This window comes from Pseudoduganella sp. R-31 (assembly GCF_049913235.1).
Lineage (GTDB): Bacteria > Pseudomonadota > Gammaproteobacteria > Burkholderiales > Burkholderiaceae_D > Rugamonas.
Genome location: NZ_CP183986.1, coordinates 5364295 through 5379560, shown reverse-complemented (window position 1 = coordinate 5379560; position 15266 = coordinate 5364295). Strand labels below are relative to the sequence as shown.

General features: G+C 63.7%; 15 protein-coding genes. 9 read left to right on the top strand and 6 right to left on the bottom strand.

What is annotated here, in order from left to right; all coding sequences use genetic code 11:
- Position 1: 1 nt before the first annotated feature.
- From ACN9MY_RS24445 to ACN9MY_RS24435, 3 genes are all read right to left on the bottom strand, one after another.
- Positions 2-1063 (bottom strand): DJ-1/PfpI family protein, encoded by a 1062-nt coding sequence (locus tag ACN9MY_RS24445; RefSeq protein WP_426336264.1) that lies wholly within the window; start codon positions 1061-1063, stop codon positions 2-4.
- A gap of 86 nt (positions 1064-1149) precedes the next feature.
- A complete protein-coding gene (locus ACN9MY_RS24440) occupies positions 1150-1677 on the bottom strand; it encodes a PRC-barrel domain-containing protein (protein ID WP_426336263.1) in 528 nt (175 codons plus the stop codon).
- A gap of 89 nt (positions 1678-1766) precedes the next feature.
- Positions 1767-2996: a putative Na+/H+ antiporter gene (locus tag ACN9MY_RS24435; RefSeq protein WP_426318922.1), complete on the bottom strand. Its 1230-nt coding sequence runs from the start codon at positions 2994-2996 to the stop codon at positions 1767-1769.
- Positions 2997-3109: 113 nt separating this feature from the next.
- On the opposite strand from ACN9MY_RS24435, the gene ACN9MY_RS24430 reads away from it, so the two are divergent.
- Genes ACN9MY_RS24430 through ACN9MY_RS24415 form a run of 4 tightly spaced genes read left to right on the top strand, consistent with a single transcriptional unit; the run spans position 3110 to position 6997 of the window.
- On the top strand, positions 3110-4063 hold the full coding sequence (locus ACN9MY_RS24430) for a DUF4351 domain-containing protein (RefSeq protein WP_426318920.1): 954 nt from the start codon (positions 3110-3112) through the stop codon (positions 4061-4063).
- A gap of 34 nt (positions 4064-4097) precedes the next feature.
- Positions 4098-4784 (top strand): translesion DNA synthesis-associated protein ImuA, encoded by a 687-nt coding sequence (imuA, locus tag ACN9MY_RS24425; protein ID WP_426318918.1) that lies wholly within the window; start codon positions 4098-4100, stop codon positions 4782-4784.
- Positions 4714-6180 (top strand): Y-family DNA polymerase, encoded by a 1467-nt coding sequence (locus ACN9MY_RS24420; protein WP_426336262.1) that lies wholly within the window; start codon positions 4714-4716, stop codon positions 6178-6180. The genes imuA and ACN9MY_RS24420 overlap by 71 nt, the downstream gene beginning before the upstream one ends.
- 28 nt (positions 6181-6208) lie before the next feature.
- Entirely contained in the window at positions 6209-6997 is a 789-nt protein-coding gene (locus ACN9MY_RS24415; RefSeq protein WP_426318914.1) for an alpha/beta hydrolase family protein, read from the top strand.
- Here the strand turns inward: ACN9MY_RS24415 and ACN9MY_RS24410 are convergent.
- Positions 6960-7565, bottom strand: coding sequence for a glutathione S-transferase family protein (locus ACN9MY_RS24410; RefSeq protein WP_426163584.1), 606 nt, complete (start codon positions 7563-7565; stop codon positions 6960-6962). The genes ACN9MY_RS24415 and ACN9MY_RS24410 overlap by 38 nt on opposite strands.
- A gap of 67 nt (positions 7566-7632) precedes the next feature.
- Positions 7633-9525: a M61 family metallopeptidase gene (locus ACN9MY_RS24405; RefSeq protein WP_426336261.1), complete on the bottom strand. Its 1893-nt coding sequence runs from the start codon at positions 9523-9525 to the stop codon at positions 7633-7635.
- A gap of 181 nt (positions 9526-9706) precedes the next feature.
- Here ACN9MY_RS24405 and ACN9MY_RS24400 point away from each other — a divergent pair, with 181 nt between their 5' ends.
- The 5 genes from ACN9MY_RS24400 (at position 9707) to coaD (ending at position 14945) form a co-directional block, all read left to right on the top strand.
- The gene (locus ACN9MY_RS24400) at positions 9707-10162 is read left to right on the top strand and encodes an Hsp20 family protein (RefSeq protein WP_426163579.1); all 456 of its coding nucleotides are present in this window, start codon (positions 9707-9709) and stop codon (positions 10160-10162) included.
- A 117-nt stretch (positions 10163-10279) separates the two neighbouring features.
- On the top strand, positions 10280-11764 hold the full coding sequence (locus ACN9MY_RS24395; protein WP_426163577.1) for a DegQ family serine endoprotease: 1485 nt from the start codon (positions 10280-10282) through the stop codon (positions 11762-11764).
- Between the two features lie 21 nt (positions 11765-11785).
- A complete protein-coding gene (locus tag ACN9MY_RS24390; protein WP_057261227.1) occupies positions 11786-12445 on the top strand; it encodes a response regulator in 660 nt (219 codons plus the stop codon).
- Positions 12445-13785, top strand: a complete 1341-nt coding sequence (locus tag ACN9MY_RS24385; RefSeq protein WP_426172288.1) for an ATP-binding protein — start codon at positions 12445-12447, stop codon at positions 13783-13785. Before ACN9MY_RS24390 ends, ACN9MY_RS24385 begins: the two co-directional genes overlap by 1 nt.
- Positions 13786-13814: 29 nt before the next feature.
- Positions 13815-14945 carry a pantetheine-phosphate adenylyltransferase gene (gene coaD, locus ACN9MY_RS24380; protein WP_426336260.1) on the top strand — a complete coding sequence of 377 codons (1131 nt, stop codon included), beginning with the start codon at positions 13815-13817 and terminating at the stop codon, positions 14943-14945.
- On the opposite strand, the gene ACN9MY_RS24375 is transcribed toward coaD, so the two are convergent.
- The gene (locus ACN9MY_RS24375) at positions 14928-15128 is read right to left on the bottom strand and encodes a hypothetical protein (RefSeq protein WP_426163571.1); all 201 of its coding nucleotides are present in this window, start codon (positions 15126-15128) and stop codon (positions 14928-14930) included. The genes coaD and ACN9MY_RS24375 overlap by 18 nt on opposite strands.
- Between the last annotated feature and the right edge of the window lie 138 nt (positions 15129-15266).

Below are 15266 nucleotides of genomic sequence, written 5' to 3'. Positions count from 1 at the left end.
TTTACCTCACCGGATAGCCGGGGTATTCGAATTCCAGCGCAACACGCCGGGCGGTGCGCGATCCAAACGAGTCAGCGATGTTTGCCAGTACGCGGTCGAGCGAGCTGTCCGCAGCCGGCAGCATGACAGCCGGCGCGTCGGCGGCGCCAACAACGCGGTCAGGCAATATTTTCAAGCCGTGACGGCTGGCCACGGCCGCGTCGCTGGCACCGACCGCCAGCACGCGGCTGCGATGGGGGCGGGTGTAGGCGTCGCTGGTATAGGCGAGGGCGATCTCGTCGAAGCCTTCAGCCAGTGGCAATCCGGTGTCGTTCACGCCATGCAGCCACTGGTCGGTGTAGTGCGTGAGCCAGACGGACAGGTTGTGGCCGAACCTGGGGGCATAGACGCCGCTGTCATGGCGGCTGCTCCAGTCGCCGACGCCGAGGCCTGCGGCGACGGCTGCGGCTTTTTCGCGGCCGGCAATGGCTTCCACCAGGGCCAACGAAAGCGGCTGGGCGGCGCTGATGCCGACACTGGAGATCACCTTGCCATCGGCCACGTAGCGCACGTTCTGCAACCATTCGGTGCCAGGGTATTTCTCGAGACGATATTCGTAGGTGGCCCAATGTGCGGTGCCGCGCCGGCCGTTCAGCAAGCCGCTGTTGGCAACCACCAGCGCGCCATCGCAGATGCTGGCTACGGTGGCACCCTTGTCCGCCTGGGCCTGCAGCCAGGCCAGCATCGGCGCTAACTGTGCTCGCCGCATGGCAGGTACGATCACGTAGTCGGCACCTTCCGGATAGCGCTGATCGAAGGCGCTGGTATCGAGGTCGGCCTGCACGCGCAGGCCGGTATTCATGGTGATCAACGGCCCTTCGGCCGCGACGGCGAGTACTTGCGCGACACCGGCGCGTTGCAGTACGCCGTAGGGCAGGAGGAAGTCGGTGATTTCAGTCGATACGCTGTCGCCGAGGATGGCGATCACGGGGCGTTCGTGGCCTGGGCGCGGCTGGTATTCCGGTAACTCGCCGGCGTGGGCGCAGGACAGTACGAACAGGAGAAGGGCAAGCAATAAACGCATGGCAGGCAATCGGCTGTTGGATCAGCAGCCGATTGTCTGCGGAAGGTGATGGATTTGACTGACAGAAAGCAGTCAAATCCTGCCAATCAATAATTACCTTTGCTGCCGCTTTCGCTGCCGGTCGAACCGCCGCTATAGCTGCTGCCGCCGGTCGAGCTTTGCATGGTGCTGGTGCCAGCGCCCATCACGCTGCCGGTCGAGGTGCGCATGCCGGTGGCGGTGGTGCCGTAGAAATTATGGATCTGCGTGCCGAATTCGAGGCTTGCCATGTCTGGCCAGCGGTCCTTGTCGAAGCCCGGCGCGTTCTCCAGCTTTTCCTTGGTGCAGTCAAGCACGAAGCGCTTGTTCACCGTGTCAAGCTGCAATGCCTGCCATGGCACGGCAAACAGCTTGTCGCCCATGCCCAGCACGCCGCCGAAGGACAGCACCGCATAAGCGATCTGGCCGGTCTGCATGTCGAGCATGATTTCCTTGATATCGCCAAGATCCTCTTCCTGGCGGTTATAGACGTCTTCACCCATCAGCGTGTCAGCGCCCATCAGGCGTGGGCCTGGACCATCGTTATCGTCACGGTCGCGATAGATGCCGAATTTGTCGCGGTCTAGATAGCTCATTCTGCCTCTCCTCATTAGTGTGATCGAGTGAGGCCAGAATAGCCCAAGCCGCGTGTGCAAGGCGCGCGCTACGCTAGCGCGGCGTAGTCCTACAAGAAGAACGCGATGGCAGCAATTGCAGTCGGCGCAAGGGCTCCCGCCAGCAAGCCAAGTGCACCGATAGATTCATCACGGAATCCTTTTCGTAGCAATGCAACGCCGGCCGGATTCGGTGCGTTGGCGATCACGGTCAGGCCGCCGCCGGCAACGGCGCCAGCCATCAGCATGTATTGTGCTTGCGGCGTGATGCCGTCGATCAGCGAACCGAGATAGGTGAGGGCGGCATTGTCGGTGATGGCGGTCAGGCCCAGCGCGCCGAAGAAGAGCGCCAGTGGCTGCAGGCTTTCGACAATTGGTTGCAGCCACCATTGCTGCATGCTGCCCAGCACCACCAGGCCGGCGAGGAAGAAGCCGACCAGCAAGGCTTCTTTCAGGATCAGCGGTGACTGGTGCTGCGGATAGGCCACGGTAAATCCGAGGAAGAACAGGAACAGGCCGAGGAACAGGACCGGATGATGCGCCAGCAGCACCACGGCAGCCAGGAAGGCCAGGTGGATGATGCTGGTCGACAGCGGGGCGTGTGCCTGGGCACTCGGTGCAGGCGCTTCACGCGGCACGCGCAAGTGTTCGCGCAACAGCCAGGTGACGGCAGTGGCATTGACCAGCACTGCCAGCGTGGCTTTCCAGCCGAAGTGGGAGGCCATGAAGGCAGAATCCCATTGCCACGTTGTCGCCACCATCAGCACAGGCGGCGCTGCATATGCGGTCAGCGTGCCACCGATCGAGACGTTGACGAACAACACGCCGAGCGCGGCGTACTTCTGCCATTCCGGTACGCCATCGCGGAAGATTTGCGGTGCCAGCATCAAGGCTGCGAGTGTCATTGCGGCCGGTTCGGTGATCAGCGAACCAACCAAAGGTACCAGTGCAAGGCCCATCCAGGCCTGCAGCAGCGGACGGCCGCCGGACAGCGTGTTGACCAGCCGCTGCACGAAGTCCAGCACTGGCCGCGATGCCGCCACCACCATCACCACAAACACGAACAGCGGCTCGGTGTACTGCTGCGTTTCTGCATAAGCGATGGCGTTCTGCGGCCCGGCTACGAAAGCCATCGCCACCAGCAGCACCATGGCCCAGAAGCCGAACACCACTTCCACTTCGCCCAGCAGGTGTAGCAAACCGCCATGGCGCGGGAATTTGTGCGACAAACGTTCAAACGCTTTCGCGCTGAAAGTGTGCAACAAGGCAAAGGCAAACAGGAGGGCGCCGATCAATTGCATGGTGACGGTGAGTTAAGTTGGCAATATTGCCGATTCTATCAGCCGCTAGCTAACCCGCCCATATCTTGCGCAAACCGGTATGCCAAGGAGCGGCGCGCGGATAGGCTGTTTTGATGGCTGATACTTTCGACCCACTATGGAAGAGCGTACTCAGGCGCGACCTCGCGGACTTCGTGGCGTTCTTTTTTCCACAGCTTTCAGATGAAATTGACTGGGGCCAGCCGCGTCGCCTGCGCGATAAAGAACTGAATCAGTTCCGCCGTGATGGTCGGTCACGGACCCTGATTGCTGACTTGCTAGTCAGTGTGTTCCTGCACGATGGGCGTGAGGTATTACTCCACGTCGAAGTGCAGGCGCAGCGCGACTTGAACCTTGCGCGGCGCATCCTGGCTTACAACTACGGCTTGTTTGACGAGTATGGCTTGCCTGTCGCTAGTCTGGTTTTGCTGGCCGATGCTGGCAAGCGTTGGCGCCCCGATGCATTCCATAATTGCGTGCTTGGCACTGAGATGGGCATCAGGTTTGCGGTGGCAAAGTTGTCGAGCTACGCGGAGTTGGTCGATGAATTGCTGCTGGAGCGGAACATCTTTGCCTGGGTTGCTGCAGCTCACCTTCTTGCTCAACGGACGCACGGGATGCCGCAACGGCGCTATGCGGAGAAATGGCGTGTCGTCAGATTGTTGTACGAACGCGGGTGGCGCAGGCGGCGTATCATTAATTTGTTTAAAGTGGTAGACGGATTGATGGCATTGCCGCCTGAACTGCAAGAGCGACTGCGACGCAACATCGTCCGGCTGGAAAGGAGGCGTGACGTGGAATGGATTAGCCCCATGTTTCAGTTGTGCAGGCAAGAAGGGCTACGGGAGGGGCAGCAAAAAGGACGGCAAGAAGGGCGGCGCGAGGGGGCGATTGACTTGCTTGAGCGCCAGTTGCATCGGCGCTTTGGGGCATTGTCGCCAACTGTCCAGAAGCGCCTCGCCAAAGCCAGCCCGGAACAGCTTGCCCAATGGAGCGAGGCCGTGCTGGATGCCCAAACGCTGAAACAGGTTTTCTCTTCGCGCTCGTAGGATTATACTGTATGCATATACAGTATTGTTCGGCATGGCGCTCTTTGACCCCCAACCCCTGCACCCGGCCCTCTGGCTGGCCTCCCAGCTCACCAAGGGAGCCACGTCCTGTGTGGATACCGGCATTCCCGTCCTCTCCCACCAATTGCCCGGGGGCGGCTGGCCGACGGGCGTCCTGACGGAGTTGTTGCTTCAACAACCTGGTGTTGGCGAATTGCGCCTATTGAAATCCACCCTGGCCAGGCTGAACCGTCCGGCGGCCCTGCTGCAGCCCCCGTACGCACCTCAAGCCCTGGGTTTTGAGTTGCCCCCAGAGCAACTGCTGTGGATCCGCAACACCGGCAAGGCCGCCGACAGCCTGTGGGCGGCCGAGCAGATCCTGCGCAGCGGCAGTTGCGGCGCGGTGCTGCTGTGGCAACAGCACATCCGCAACGAATCGCTGCGGCGCCTGCACCTGGCTGCCCAGTGCGGCGAAGCGCTGTTCTTCCTGCTGCGGCCGATTGCCGCCGCCCAGGACTCCTCCCCCGCGCCGTTGCGGCTAGCGCTGCGGCCGGCTCCCGGAGGCATCAATATCGAATTCGTCAAACGCCGGGGACCGCAGCGCGACACGCCACTGTTCCTGCCCTTAACTCCAACCCTGCTGCAACGTCATGCGCCTGTGGATCGGCCTCTACCTGCCCCGGCTACCGCTCGAAGTGTTCTGTCCGAACTGGTCGGATGACCTGTGCAGCGTGGTGCTGGAACAGGAGAGCGTGCTCGCGGTTTCCTACCGCGCCCACCTGATGGGCGTGCGTCCCGGCATGCGCCGCAGCGGCGCCCTGATGCTGGCGCCGGAAGTCCGGATGCACGAACGCGCCCCGCAGCAGGAAGAAGAAGCACTGCACGCAGTCGCCATGGCCATGCTGCAATACACGCCGCAAGTGGCGGAAGGCGAGGGCGCCACCCTGCTGCTGGACGTGGGCGCCAGCCTGCGCCTGTTCGGCGGCATCCGCCGCCTGTGCCGCCTGGTGCGCGGCAGCCTGCAAAAACTCGGCTTCAGCGGTGTGCTGGGCGTGGCGCCCACCGCGCGCGGCGCCTGGCTGCTGGCACGTGCTGGCGGCGGCCGCGCGCTCAAGCTCGATAGCCTGCATCGCCGCCTGCATCGCCTGCCGGTAGGCTTGCTGCCGCCGCTGCAGCGCCACCAGCGCTGGCTGGACGGTATTGGTTGTCTCAGCATCGGCGACCTGGTGCGCCTGCCGCGCCCCGGCCTGCAGCGCCGCTGCGGTATCGAAGTGCTGGACATGCTCGATGCCGCGCAGGGCCTGGCGCCTGAAATGCACGAATGGCTGGCAGCGCCGCCCAGCTTCAAGGCCAAGCTGGAACTGTTCGGCCGCATCGAGAACACCGACCTGCTGCTGGCCGGCGCCTGCCGCCTGCTGCAGCAGCTGACCGGCTGGCTGTGCGCCCACCAGTTCGCCGTCTCGCGCATCCGCCTGTTGCTGGAACATGAACGCGGCCGCGAAGCCTGCCCGCCGACGCCGGTGGAAGTGGTGCTGGCCGAACCCACCTGGCGCGACGAACACATCGTGCGCCTGCTGAAGGAACGCCTGGCCAAGGTGGAACTGCCGGCACCGGCGATCGGGCTGGTGCTGGAAGCGGCCCAGGTCGAGCCGATGGCGCCGCTCAGCGATTCGCTGTTTCCCGATCCCGGCGGCAGTCCGCAGGAGCGTCAGCGCCTGTTCGAAGTGCTGGTGGCTCGCCTCGGTGCGGAAAACGTGCTGCAACCATATCCCAAGGCCGACTACAGGCCCGAAGTGGCCAACCGCTGGGTGCCGCTGCACGAGAAGGTACGCCCGGCCGACGTGGCAGCCCAGATGCCGCCGCGCCCCTTGCCGCGCCCGGCCTTCCTGCTGCCCAAGCCGATCCAGTTGCTGATGCGCGACCATCGCCCGTTCTACTGTTCGCCGCTGCGCATGGTGTCGAGCGCCGAACGCATCGAGGCCGGCTGGTGGAGCGAAACGCAAACTCGCGACTATTTCATCGCCGAGGGCGAGGACAACGCCTACTACTGGGTCTACCGCGAACGCACGCCTGGCACCGAGGAAACGTGCTGGTACCTGCATGGCCTGTTCGCCTGAAGTATCATGGTTGGCGAAAGGGGGACGTATGTACGCACAACGACTCGAATTCCCTGGCGCCGAGGGGCAAATGCTGGCGGCGCGTCTTGACGCTCCGGAAAACGGCGTAGGTGCCTACGCCCTGTTTGCGCATTGCTTCACCTGCGGCAAGGATGTTTTCGCGGCCAGCCGCATTGCGCAGGCGCTGGCTGAACATGGCATTGCCGTGCTGCGCTTCGACTTCACCGGCCTGGGCGCCAGCGAAGGCGATTTTGCCAACACCAATTTCTCCTCCAATGTGGCCGACCTGCAGGCGGCTGCCGACTTTCTCCGGCGTGAATTCCAGGCGCCGCGCATCCTGATCGGGCATAGCCTGGGCGGTGCTGCCACGCTGGCTTTCGCCGGCACCGTGCCGGAGGTGCAAGCCGTGGTCACCATTGCCGCGCCGAGCGACCCGGTGCACGTCACGCATTTGTTCGGCGACCAGGTCGATGCGATCACGGCGCAGGGCGAGGCCATGGTGCAATTGGCCGGGCGGCCGTTCCGCATCAAGCGGCAATTCCTGGAAGACGTGGCGGAGAACAGCTTGCGCAACAAGATCGCCAATATGCGCAAGGCTTTGCTCGTCATGCACGCGCCGGGCGATACGACGGTCGGCATCAACAATGCGCTGGAGATTTTCTCGGCAGCGAAACACCCCAAGAGCTTTATTTCGCTCGATACGGCCGACCACCTGCTGACCGTTCGCGAGGATGCGGCGTATGTGGCGGGCCTGATTGCCGCCTGGAGCGCACGCTACCTCAAGGATTTCCAGGCTTCCACGCCATCGCCTTCCTGACGGCAGGGCGATCGCCGACCTGGGCGAGCCAGCGCTGCACGGCGGGCTTGCCGGACAGGTTCAGTTCCAGGTGGGAGGCGGCGGCTTCCGTCCAGGGATAGCAGGCGATATCGGCAATCGTGTAGTGATCGCCGGCCACGTAGGGGCTGCCGGCCAGGGTGCGATCGAGCACATTCAGCAAGCGCTCCGCCTCGGCGATGAAGTGTTCCTTCGGCAGCGCGATGCCTTCCTTCACAAAGAAGCCCAGTTGGCCCAGCATCGGGCCCAGGCCGCCAACCTGCCAGTGCAGCCACTGCAAGGTGCGGTAGCGTTGCGTTCCCTCGGAAGCGAGAAAGCGATCGTATTTTTCGGCGAGGTAGGTCAGGATCGCGCCGCTTTCGAACAGCGTGAGCGAGCCATCCTTCAACGCGGGAATCTTGTTGTTGGGCGAAATGGCGAGGAATTCGGGGGCGAACTGTTCATGCTCGCGCAGGTTGACCGGCACCACCTCATAAGGCAGGTCAAGTTCTTCCAGCAGTATCAGCGGCTTGCGCCCGTTGGGCGTAGTCCATGTGTAGACGGTGACCATGATGGCCACCACTCTAACGCGGCCAAGGGAAAACGGGCGCACCGCAGTGCGCCCGCACCATGGTGACTTACTGTCGCGGCGCCAGGATGGCTTCCAGTCGGTCAGGCGTGCCTTCAATGCGTTCCAGGCGCGGATACTTCAGGCCCTCGTAGTAGGCCAGCGCCACGGTGCTGTATTGCTGGCCGTGTTTCACCAGCAGTTCGATCGGCTTCTTGCTGGTCTTGGCCTCGGTGATCGCCTTGCGCAGCAGCTCGGCCTTGTAGGCCCGGCCATTGACTGCCAGCAGGGTGGTGCTGCCGGACAGGCCAGCCTTGAAGCCTACGCCGTCCCACTGGATGCTTTCGATCTTGCCTTCGCCGCCGACGTTGAAGCCGAGCGAGTAGGTGAAGTCGGCGGACTTGCTGCGGTCTTCCGCCGCCTTCAGGAACTCGGTCTGCTTTTCCGCGAAGACCAGCTTGTAGCCGGCGCGGGTAATGCCGTCCATCGGCACCGGGCCCAGGTCTTCAATGCGGGTGCGCAGGAAGGTGGCCCAGTCGTGCGGCTGCACGCTGTTGAGCACCTTGACCACGTCCTCGAAAGTGTAGTGCAGCGCGTTCACGCGGCCATCTTCCACGCCGAAGAACCTGGTGGAGAAGTCATCCAGCGAACGCTTGTCGCCAGAGAGTTCGCGGATCTTGGTGTCCACGTCCAGCCAGATCAGCATGCCTTCGGTGTAGTAGTCCTCGCTGCGCTGGTAGTTCGACCATGGGATAGGGCGGCGCGCGTTGATGATCGGATCGTAGGTGGTGTCCTGCACTGAACGCCATTCCCGGCCCTTCTGGATGGTGTAGCGCGCGGCGGTGGAAGCGATGACGTCCTTGATGCTGGCCCCCTTCATCAGGCCAGAACGTGCCGCCAGCACTTCGCCGTAGTAGGTGGTCTGGCCCTCATACACCCACAGCAGGTCGTTTTGCAGCGGCTGGTTGAAGTTCAGCACGTCCTGGCCTTTCGGGCGGCGGAACTTGCCGTTCCAGGAGTGGGTGAATTCATGCGGAAGCAGGCCGCGTTCGGATTCGGTCTTGTTCCACTCGGTGAAGTAATCGGTCGTCAGCGCGTTCTCGCTGGACTGGTGGTGCTCGCGGCCAACGCGGCCGAATTCGTCGCTCAGCGCGAACAGGAAGTCGTAGTGCTTGTAGTGCTGGGAACCGAACACCTTGTAGGCTTGCTTGACCAGGTTGCGGTGCAGTTCGATCTGCTCCGGCTTTGCTTCCAGCGCTTCCGCGTTGTCGGCTACCACGTTCAGGTGCACCGGCGCCTTGGCGCCCGGATCAAGGTCGAAGCGCTTGAAGTAGCGGCCGGCGAACAACGGCGAGTCGACGAAGGTTTCCACGTCGGTGGTCTTGAAGGTCACCACGTCGCCTTTGCGTTCCGCTTCTTCCAGCGCGGAGCCGTATTGCCAGCCCGCCGGCAGCGTCAGCGTGGCCTGGATCGGGATGCGGCGGGTGGCGTAGCCGGCCGGGTACATGGTCAGCGACTGCCACTGGATGCCCAGCATGTCAGGCGTGATCGAAGTGCGGCCCTGCGCACTTTCGGTCGGCGCCAGGTGCTGGTATTCCACGTCGATCGATTTGGCGCCTGCGGGCACGTCGATGTGGAAGGCGTACACGTTCACGTTGTCGCGGCGCCAGGCCAGGATCTTGCCGTTGGCGCTTACCTTGAAGCCGGCGAACTGGTTCAGCGCACCGGTCGGGCCATGCTGGGCCGTCACCCACTGCGGGAACAGCAGCGTCATCTTGCCCGCCTTGGCAGGAATGGTCTGCTGGATGCGGTAGATATTCTGGGCGGTATTCGAGGCATCGACCTTCATTACGATGGTGCCTGGATAAGGCTGGTCGGCCGGGGCAGGGATCGCCTGGCCGGCGTGGGCGCTGAAGGCGGCGCCCAGCAGCAGGGCGAGGGCGGACTTGGCAAACAGTTTCATTTATTTCAATGGGGAAAGTGTGACGGGCGAGTTTAGCACGCAGGGGTGGTCAAATTGTTTCGGAACGTAACGTGAAAAAAAAGGTCTTGAAATCCTTTTTGGGGCTCCTATATCGGATTCAGCGGTTGCCCAGCCGGGGACCGCCGGACCTTATATCGCTTAACCTTGAAAGGATATGAAAATGCGTACTTTTGACCTGACCCCACTGTATCGTTCCGCTATCGGCTTTGACCGCCTGGCCCAGATGCTGAACGACTCGCATCGCGGCGACCAGCCCAGCTACCCTCCGTACAATATCGAACTGGTGTCGGAAGACCAGTACCGTATCGTGATGGCGCTGGCCGGCTTCGATCGTAGCGAGATCGACATTACTTCCGAGCGCGATTCCCTTGTGGTAATTGGCCGCAAGCAGAAAGACGGCCAGGAAAAGACCTTCCTGCACCGTGGCATCGCCTTCCGCGACTTCGAACAGCGCTTCCAGCTCGCCAACCACGTGAAGGTGACCGGCGCTTCCTTCGACAACGGCATGCTCACCATCGAACTGGTGCGTGAAGTGCCCGAGGCACTGAAGCCTCGCAAGATCGCGATCGACGGCGTCGTCAACCATACTGCCCTGGAGCAGAAAGCTGCCGCCTAAGCGCGCGTAGCACCCCGAAAAGGCCGGTTTTCCGGCCTTTTTTGCATTAAGACGCGTCTAAGTTTGATGCCGCATATTAGAGCCGTTGAGAAAGCAATCTTCTTCAGGAGTTTAATCATGCGCAACGCCACCACCATGTTCCTTGCCCTGGCCACCGCCGGTGTTATCGGTGCCGGTGCAGCCATCGCTGTCCAGCAGAGCCAGGCCTTCGCTTCGCCGCAACCCGCCATCACCGCCACCGTCCCGGCCAATGCTGCCCAGGGCGCGCCGGCACCGGTGCCCGCGCCGATGATCTCGCTGCCTGACTTCAGCGTGATCGCGTCGCGCAATGGACCGGCCGTGGTGAATATCAGCACCACCGGCACCACCAAGGCGCAGTTCCGTGGCGACGACGATGCTGAAAACGATCCGTTCTACGAATTCTTCCGCCGCTTCCAGTCTCCCGGCCAGCGTGGCCGTGGCGGCGCGCCCAGCCCGACCCACGGCGTCGGTTCCGGTTTCATCGTCAGCGCCGACGGCATTATCCTGACCAATGCCCACGTGGTGCGCGACGCCAGCGAGGTGACGGTCAAGCTGACCGACCGCCGCGAATTCCGCGCCAAGGTACTGGGTTCCGACCCGAAAACCGACGTGGCCGTGCTGAAAATCGAGGCCAAGAACCTGCCGGTCGTGCCGCTGGGCCGCTCCACCGACGTGAAGGTGGGCGAGTGGGTGCTGGCCATCGGTTCCCCGTTCGGCCTGGAAAACACGGTGACCGCCGGCGTGGTGAGCGCCAAGGGCCGCTCCCTGCCGGACGACTCCAACGTGCCCTTCATCCAGACCGACGTAGCGATCAACCCTGGCAACTCGGGCGGCCCGCTGTTCAACACCAAGGGCGAAGTGATCGGCATTAACTCGCAGATCTACAGCCAGAGCGGCGGCTACCAGGGCCTGTCCTTCTCGATCCCGATCGACGTGGCGACCCGCGTGCGCGACCAGGTGGTCAAGACCGGCAAGGTGGTGCATGCGCGCCTGGGCGTGATGGTGCAGGAAGTGAACCAGGGCTTTGCCGATTCCTTCGACCTGGAGTCGCCGGAAGGCGCGCTGGTGTCGAACGTCGAGCGCGGCGGCCCGGCCGACAAGCTCGGCCTGAAGGCGGGCGACGTGATCCGCAAGATGAATGGCCAGAAGATTATCGCCTCGGGCGACCTGCCGGCGTTGGTGGGCCTGGCCATGCCAGGTGATAAAGTAGCGCTCGAGGTCTGGCGCCAGGGTAAGACCATCACGCTGGAAGGCAAGCTGGGTAACGCTTCCGAGCGTAATGTGGCGGCGGTGCAGAACGATGAAGCAGCCGCCAAGCTGCGCCTCGGCCTGTCGCTGCGCCAGCTCGACCCGCTGGAACGCCGTGAATCGGGCCTGGCATCGGGCCTGCTGATCGAGGATGCCGGCGGCGCGGCTGCCAGCGCCGGCGTGCAGCCGGGCGACGTGCTGCTGTCGGTGAATGGCCGTCCTGTCACTTCTGTCAACGATGTGCGCGACCTCGTGGCAAAATCGACGAAATCCGTAGCGCTGCTGATCCAGCGCGGCGAGGACCGCATCTTTATCCCGGTGCGCCTCGGCTAACAAAACAAGAAAGGTAAGACAATGCGCCTCCTGCTGGTAGAAGATGACACGATGATCGGCGAGGTAGTGCTCGACCTGCTCAGGGCAGAGCACTACGCTGTCGACTGGGTCAAGGATGGCGCCATGGCCGACACGGCCCTGCAGACCCAAACCTACGACCTGGTGCTGCTGGACCTGGGCCTGCCGAAGAAGGACGGGCTGGAAGTCCTGCGCTCGATGCGTGCGCGCAAGGAGCTGACGCCGGTGCTGGTGGCTACCGCGCGCGACGCGGTCGAGCAGCGCATTGCCGGCCTGGATGCCGGCGCCGACGACTATGTGCTCAAGCCTTACGACCTGGACGAGCTGCTGGCGCGTATCCGCGCCTTGCTGCGCCGCGCGGCCGGCCGGGCCGAACCGGTGTTCGAGCACAAGGGCGTGTCGATCAACCCGCAAACGCGCGAAGTGATTGCCAACGGCCAGCCGGTCAGCCTGTCGGCCCGCGAATGGGCGGTGCTGGAAGCGCTGATCGCGCGCCCCGGCATCGTGCTGTCGCGCGCCCAGCTGGAAGAAAAGCTGTACAGCTGGAAGGACGAAGTCAATTCCAATGCGGTTGAAGTGTACATCCACGGCTTGCGCAAGAAGCTCGGGTCGGAACTGATCCAGAACGTGCGCGGCCTCGGCTACATGGTGCCTAAAGCATGATGATGGCGGTCCCGAAGGTCAACGTCACGCACTCGCTGCGTGGGCGCCTGCTATGGTTCTTGCTGGCGGCGATCACCATGGCGGCCGTGGCGCAGGCGATGATCGCCTACAGCTCCGCGCTGAACGACGCCGACCAGATCTTCGACTACCACATGCAGCAGATGGCCATGTCGCTGCGCTCCAATGCGCCCATGGCGGCCACCGGCAACCGCGACCCCAACGATCCCGGCAACGACGAGATGGTGGTGCAGGTGTGGACGCCGGACGGCATCCAGGTATTCCGTTCGCTGTCGCGCGCCGAACTGCCGCAGCGCGCGGTGCTGGGCTTCTCCAATGTGCGCGCCAATGGCACGACTTACCGCGTGTTCTCGGCGCAGACCGCGACCCAGACCATCCAGATCGCCCAGGACCTGGCGGTGCGCAAGCGCATGGCGGGAACGCTGGCGCTGCGCACCGTGGGGCCGATCGCGCTGATGGCGCCGGTGCTGATGCTGGTGGTGTGGTGGGTGGTCTCCGGTTCGCTGGCGCCGGTGGCGCGCGTGCAGCGGCAACTGGCCTCGCGCAAGGCCGATGACCTGTCCGAAGTGTCCGATGCCGACCTTCCCGACGAGGTGCGGCCGCTGGTGCAGGAACTGAACCTGTTGTTCTCCCGCGTACAGACAGCCTTCGAAGCGCAGCAGAACTTCGTGGCCGACGCCGCGCACGAGCTGCGCACGCCGCTGGCCGCGCTCAAGCTGCAAATCCTCAGCCTGGCCCGCGCCGACTGCAGCGAAGCGCGCGACGTGGCGATCGGCCGCCTGTCCGCTGGCGTGGAACGGGCATCGCGCCTGGTCGAGCAATTGCTGGTGCTGGCGCGCACCGAAGCGGCCGACGCCAAGCTGGAGCCGGTCAGCCTGACCGACCTGGCCAAGCGCGCGGTGGGCGACATGGCTGGCGCGGCGCAAGCGCGCAATATCGACCTTGGGCTGGAGCAGGCCGACGAGGCGACGGTGCAAGGGCAGGGCGACGCGCTGGTGATCCTGCTGCGCAACCTGGTCGACAACGCGGTCAAGTACACGCCGGCCGGCGGCACGGTCGACGTCTCGGTACTGGGCGCGGGGGAAGCGGGCGGAGGCGGGCCGCGGCTGGTGGTGGAAGACAGCGGCCCCGGCATCGCAGCGGAAGAACGCGAGCGCGTGTTCAACCGCTTCTACCGCGTGCCGGGCAGCGAAGCGCAGGGCAGCGGACTTGGCCTGGCCATCATCCGCGCCATCGCCGAACGGCATGGTGCGAAGCTGGCGCTGGACGCCTCGGAGCGCCTTGGCGGCCTGAAAGTGACGGTGGAGTTTGCCCCGCGCTAGAATGTCGTTTTCGACAAGCGGAGCAGGGCATGCAGAAGATCGGTTTCTCGGGGACTCTGGACCCTATCACCAACGGCCATATGTGGGTCATTGGCGAAGCGCGTTCACTCGCGGAAGAAGTGGTCGTCTTCCTGTCCGAGAACTCCACCAAGGCGCCCAAATTCTCGGCCGACGAACGCAAGGCCATCGTGCTGGCCAGTTGCGCGGAGCGGGGCTGGGGCAATGTCAGCGTGCAGATCGTCAAGAGCGAATACACGGCGCGCGTGGCCAAGCGCAACGGCGTCGACTACCTGATCCGCGGCATTCGCAGCACCGCCGATTTCGATTACGAAAACCTGATCCAGCAAACCAATGTGGAAGTGATCGGCGGCGCCAAGACGCTGTTCGTGATGCCGCCGCGCGACCTGGGTTCGGTGAGCTCCAGCTTCGTCAAGGCGCTGGAAGGCCCGGTGGGCTGGAACTGGACCATGAAGAAATTCGTCCCCGCGCCGGCGTACCAGGCCTGGATCCTGGCCTGGCTGCGCAAGGAGTGGGACAGCCTGTGGCGCGAGCGCCCCCATTCTGCCGACTGGTTTGACCGCGTGACCGGCGCGTCGGCCTACGGCGGCGCCGACCGCCATTACCACAACCTCGACCACCTGGTGCACGGCCTGGCGGAGATTCGCGCCTGGGCCGCCAATACCGGCGCGGCGCCAGCCGACGTGGCACTGGTCAAAGCCGCCTTCTGGTTCCACGACGCCGTGTATGCCCACGGCGCCGGCGACATCACGAATGAAGAAGCCAGCGCACGCCTGTGGCTGGGCAGCGGCCTGGAGCCGGACGCCGCGCGCGCCGACGAAGTGGCGACGCTGGTCCGTGCCACCGACCACTTCCAGGGCGGCGCGATTGCGCATCCGCTGAAAGACACCATGCTGTCGGTCGACCTGGCCATCCTCGGCCAGGAAGCCGAGGTGTACCAAGCCTATGCGTGCGGCATCCGCGCCGAATACGCCCATGTGCCGGAAGAACGCTACAACAGCCAGCGCGCGCAGATCCTCGCGCATTTGCGCGGCAAGGCAGAAGCAGGCACGCTGTTCGCCGATCCTTATTTTACCGATACCTACACTGGCGCGGCGATTGCGAACATGGGCGCCGAGCTGGCCCTAATTTCGAACAGGTAGGGAGGGCAAGGGGAGGGCGAGGTCGCGCCAGAAGCTCTCCACTTCCTCCAGTGCGGTCGCTTTCGCGCACTTTTCGGAAACGGCGCTGAGGATGAATTCTTCCGCCGACATATGCTCTATCGGCGCCCATTTGGCGATTGCAGAAATAACGTCGCCAGCCAGGTGGATCGTCATTGCAGCCATAGCACCTCCTCCGAGTGGAATGTGATTCCACATTGCATCAACTGACCGCGGCAGTCTTTGCGCTACATCAAACCATACGCAAGAGCCCGTGTCACACCTTGGGGTCACACCCCCAAGGTGACACGGGCTGGGCCGTAG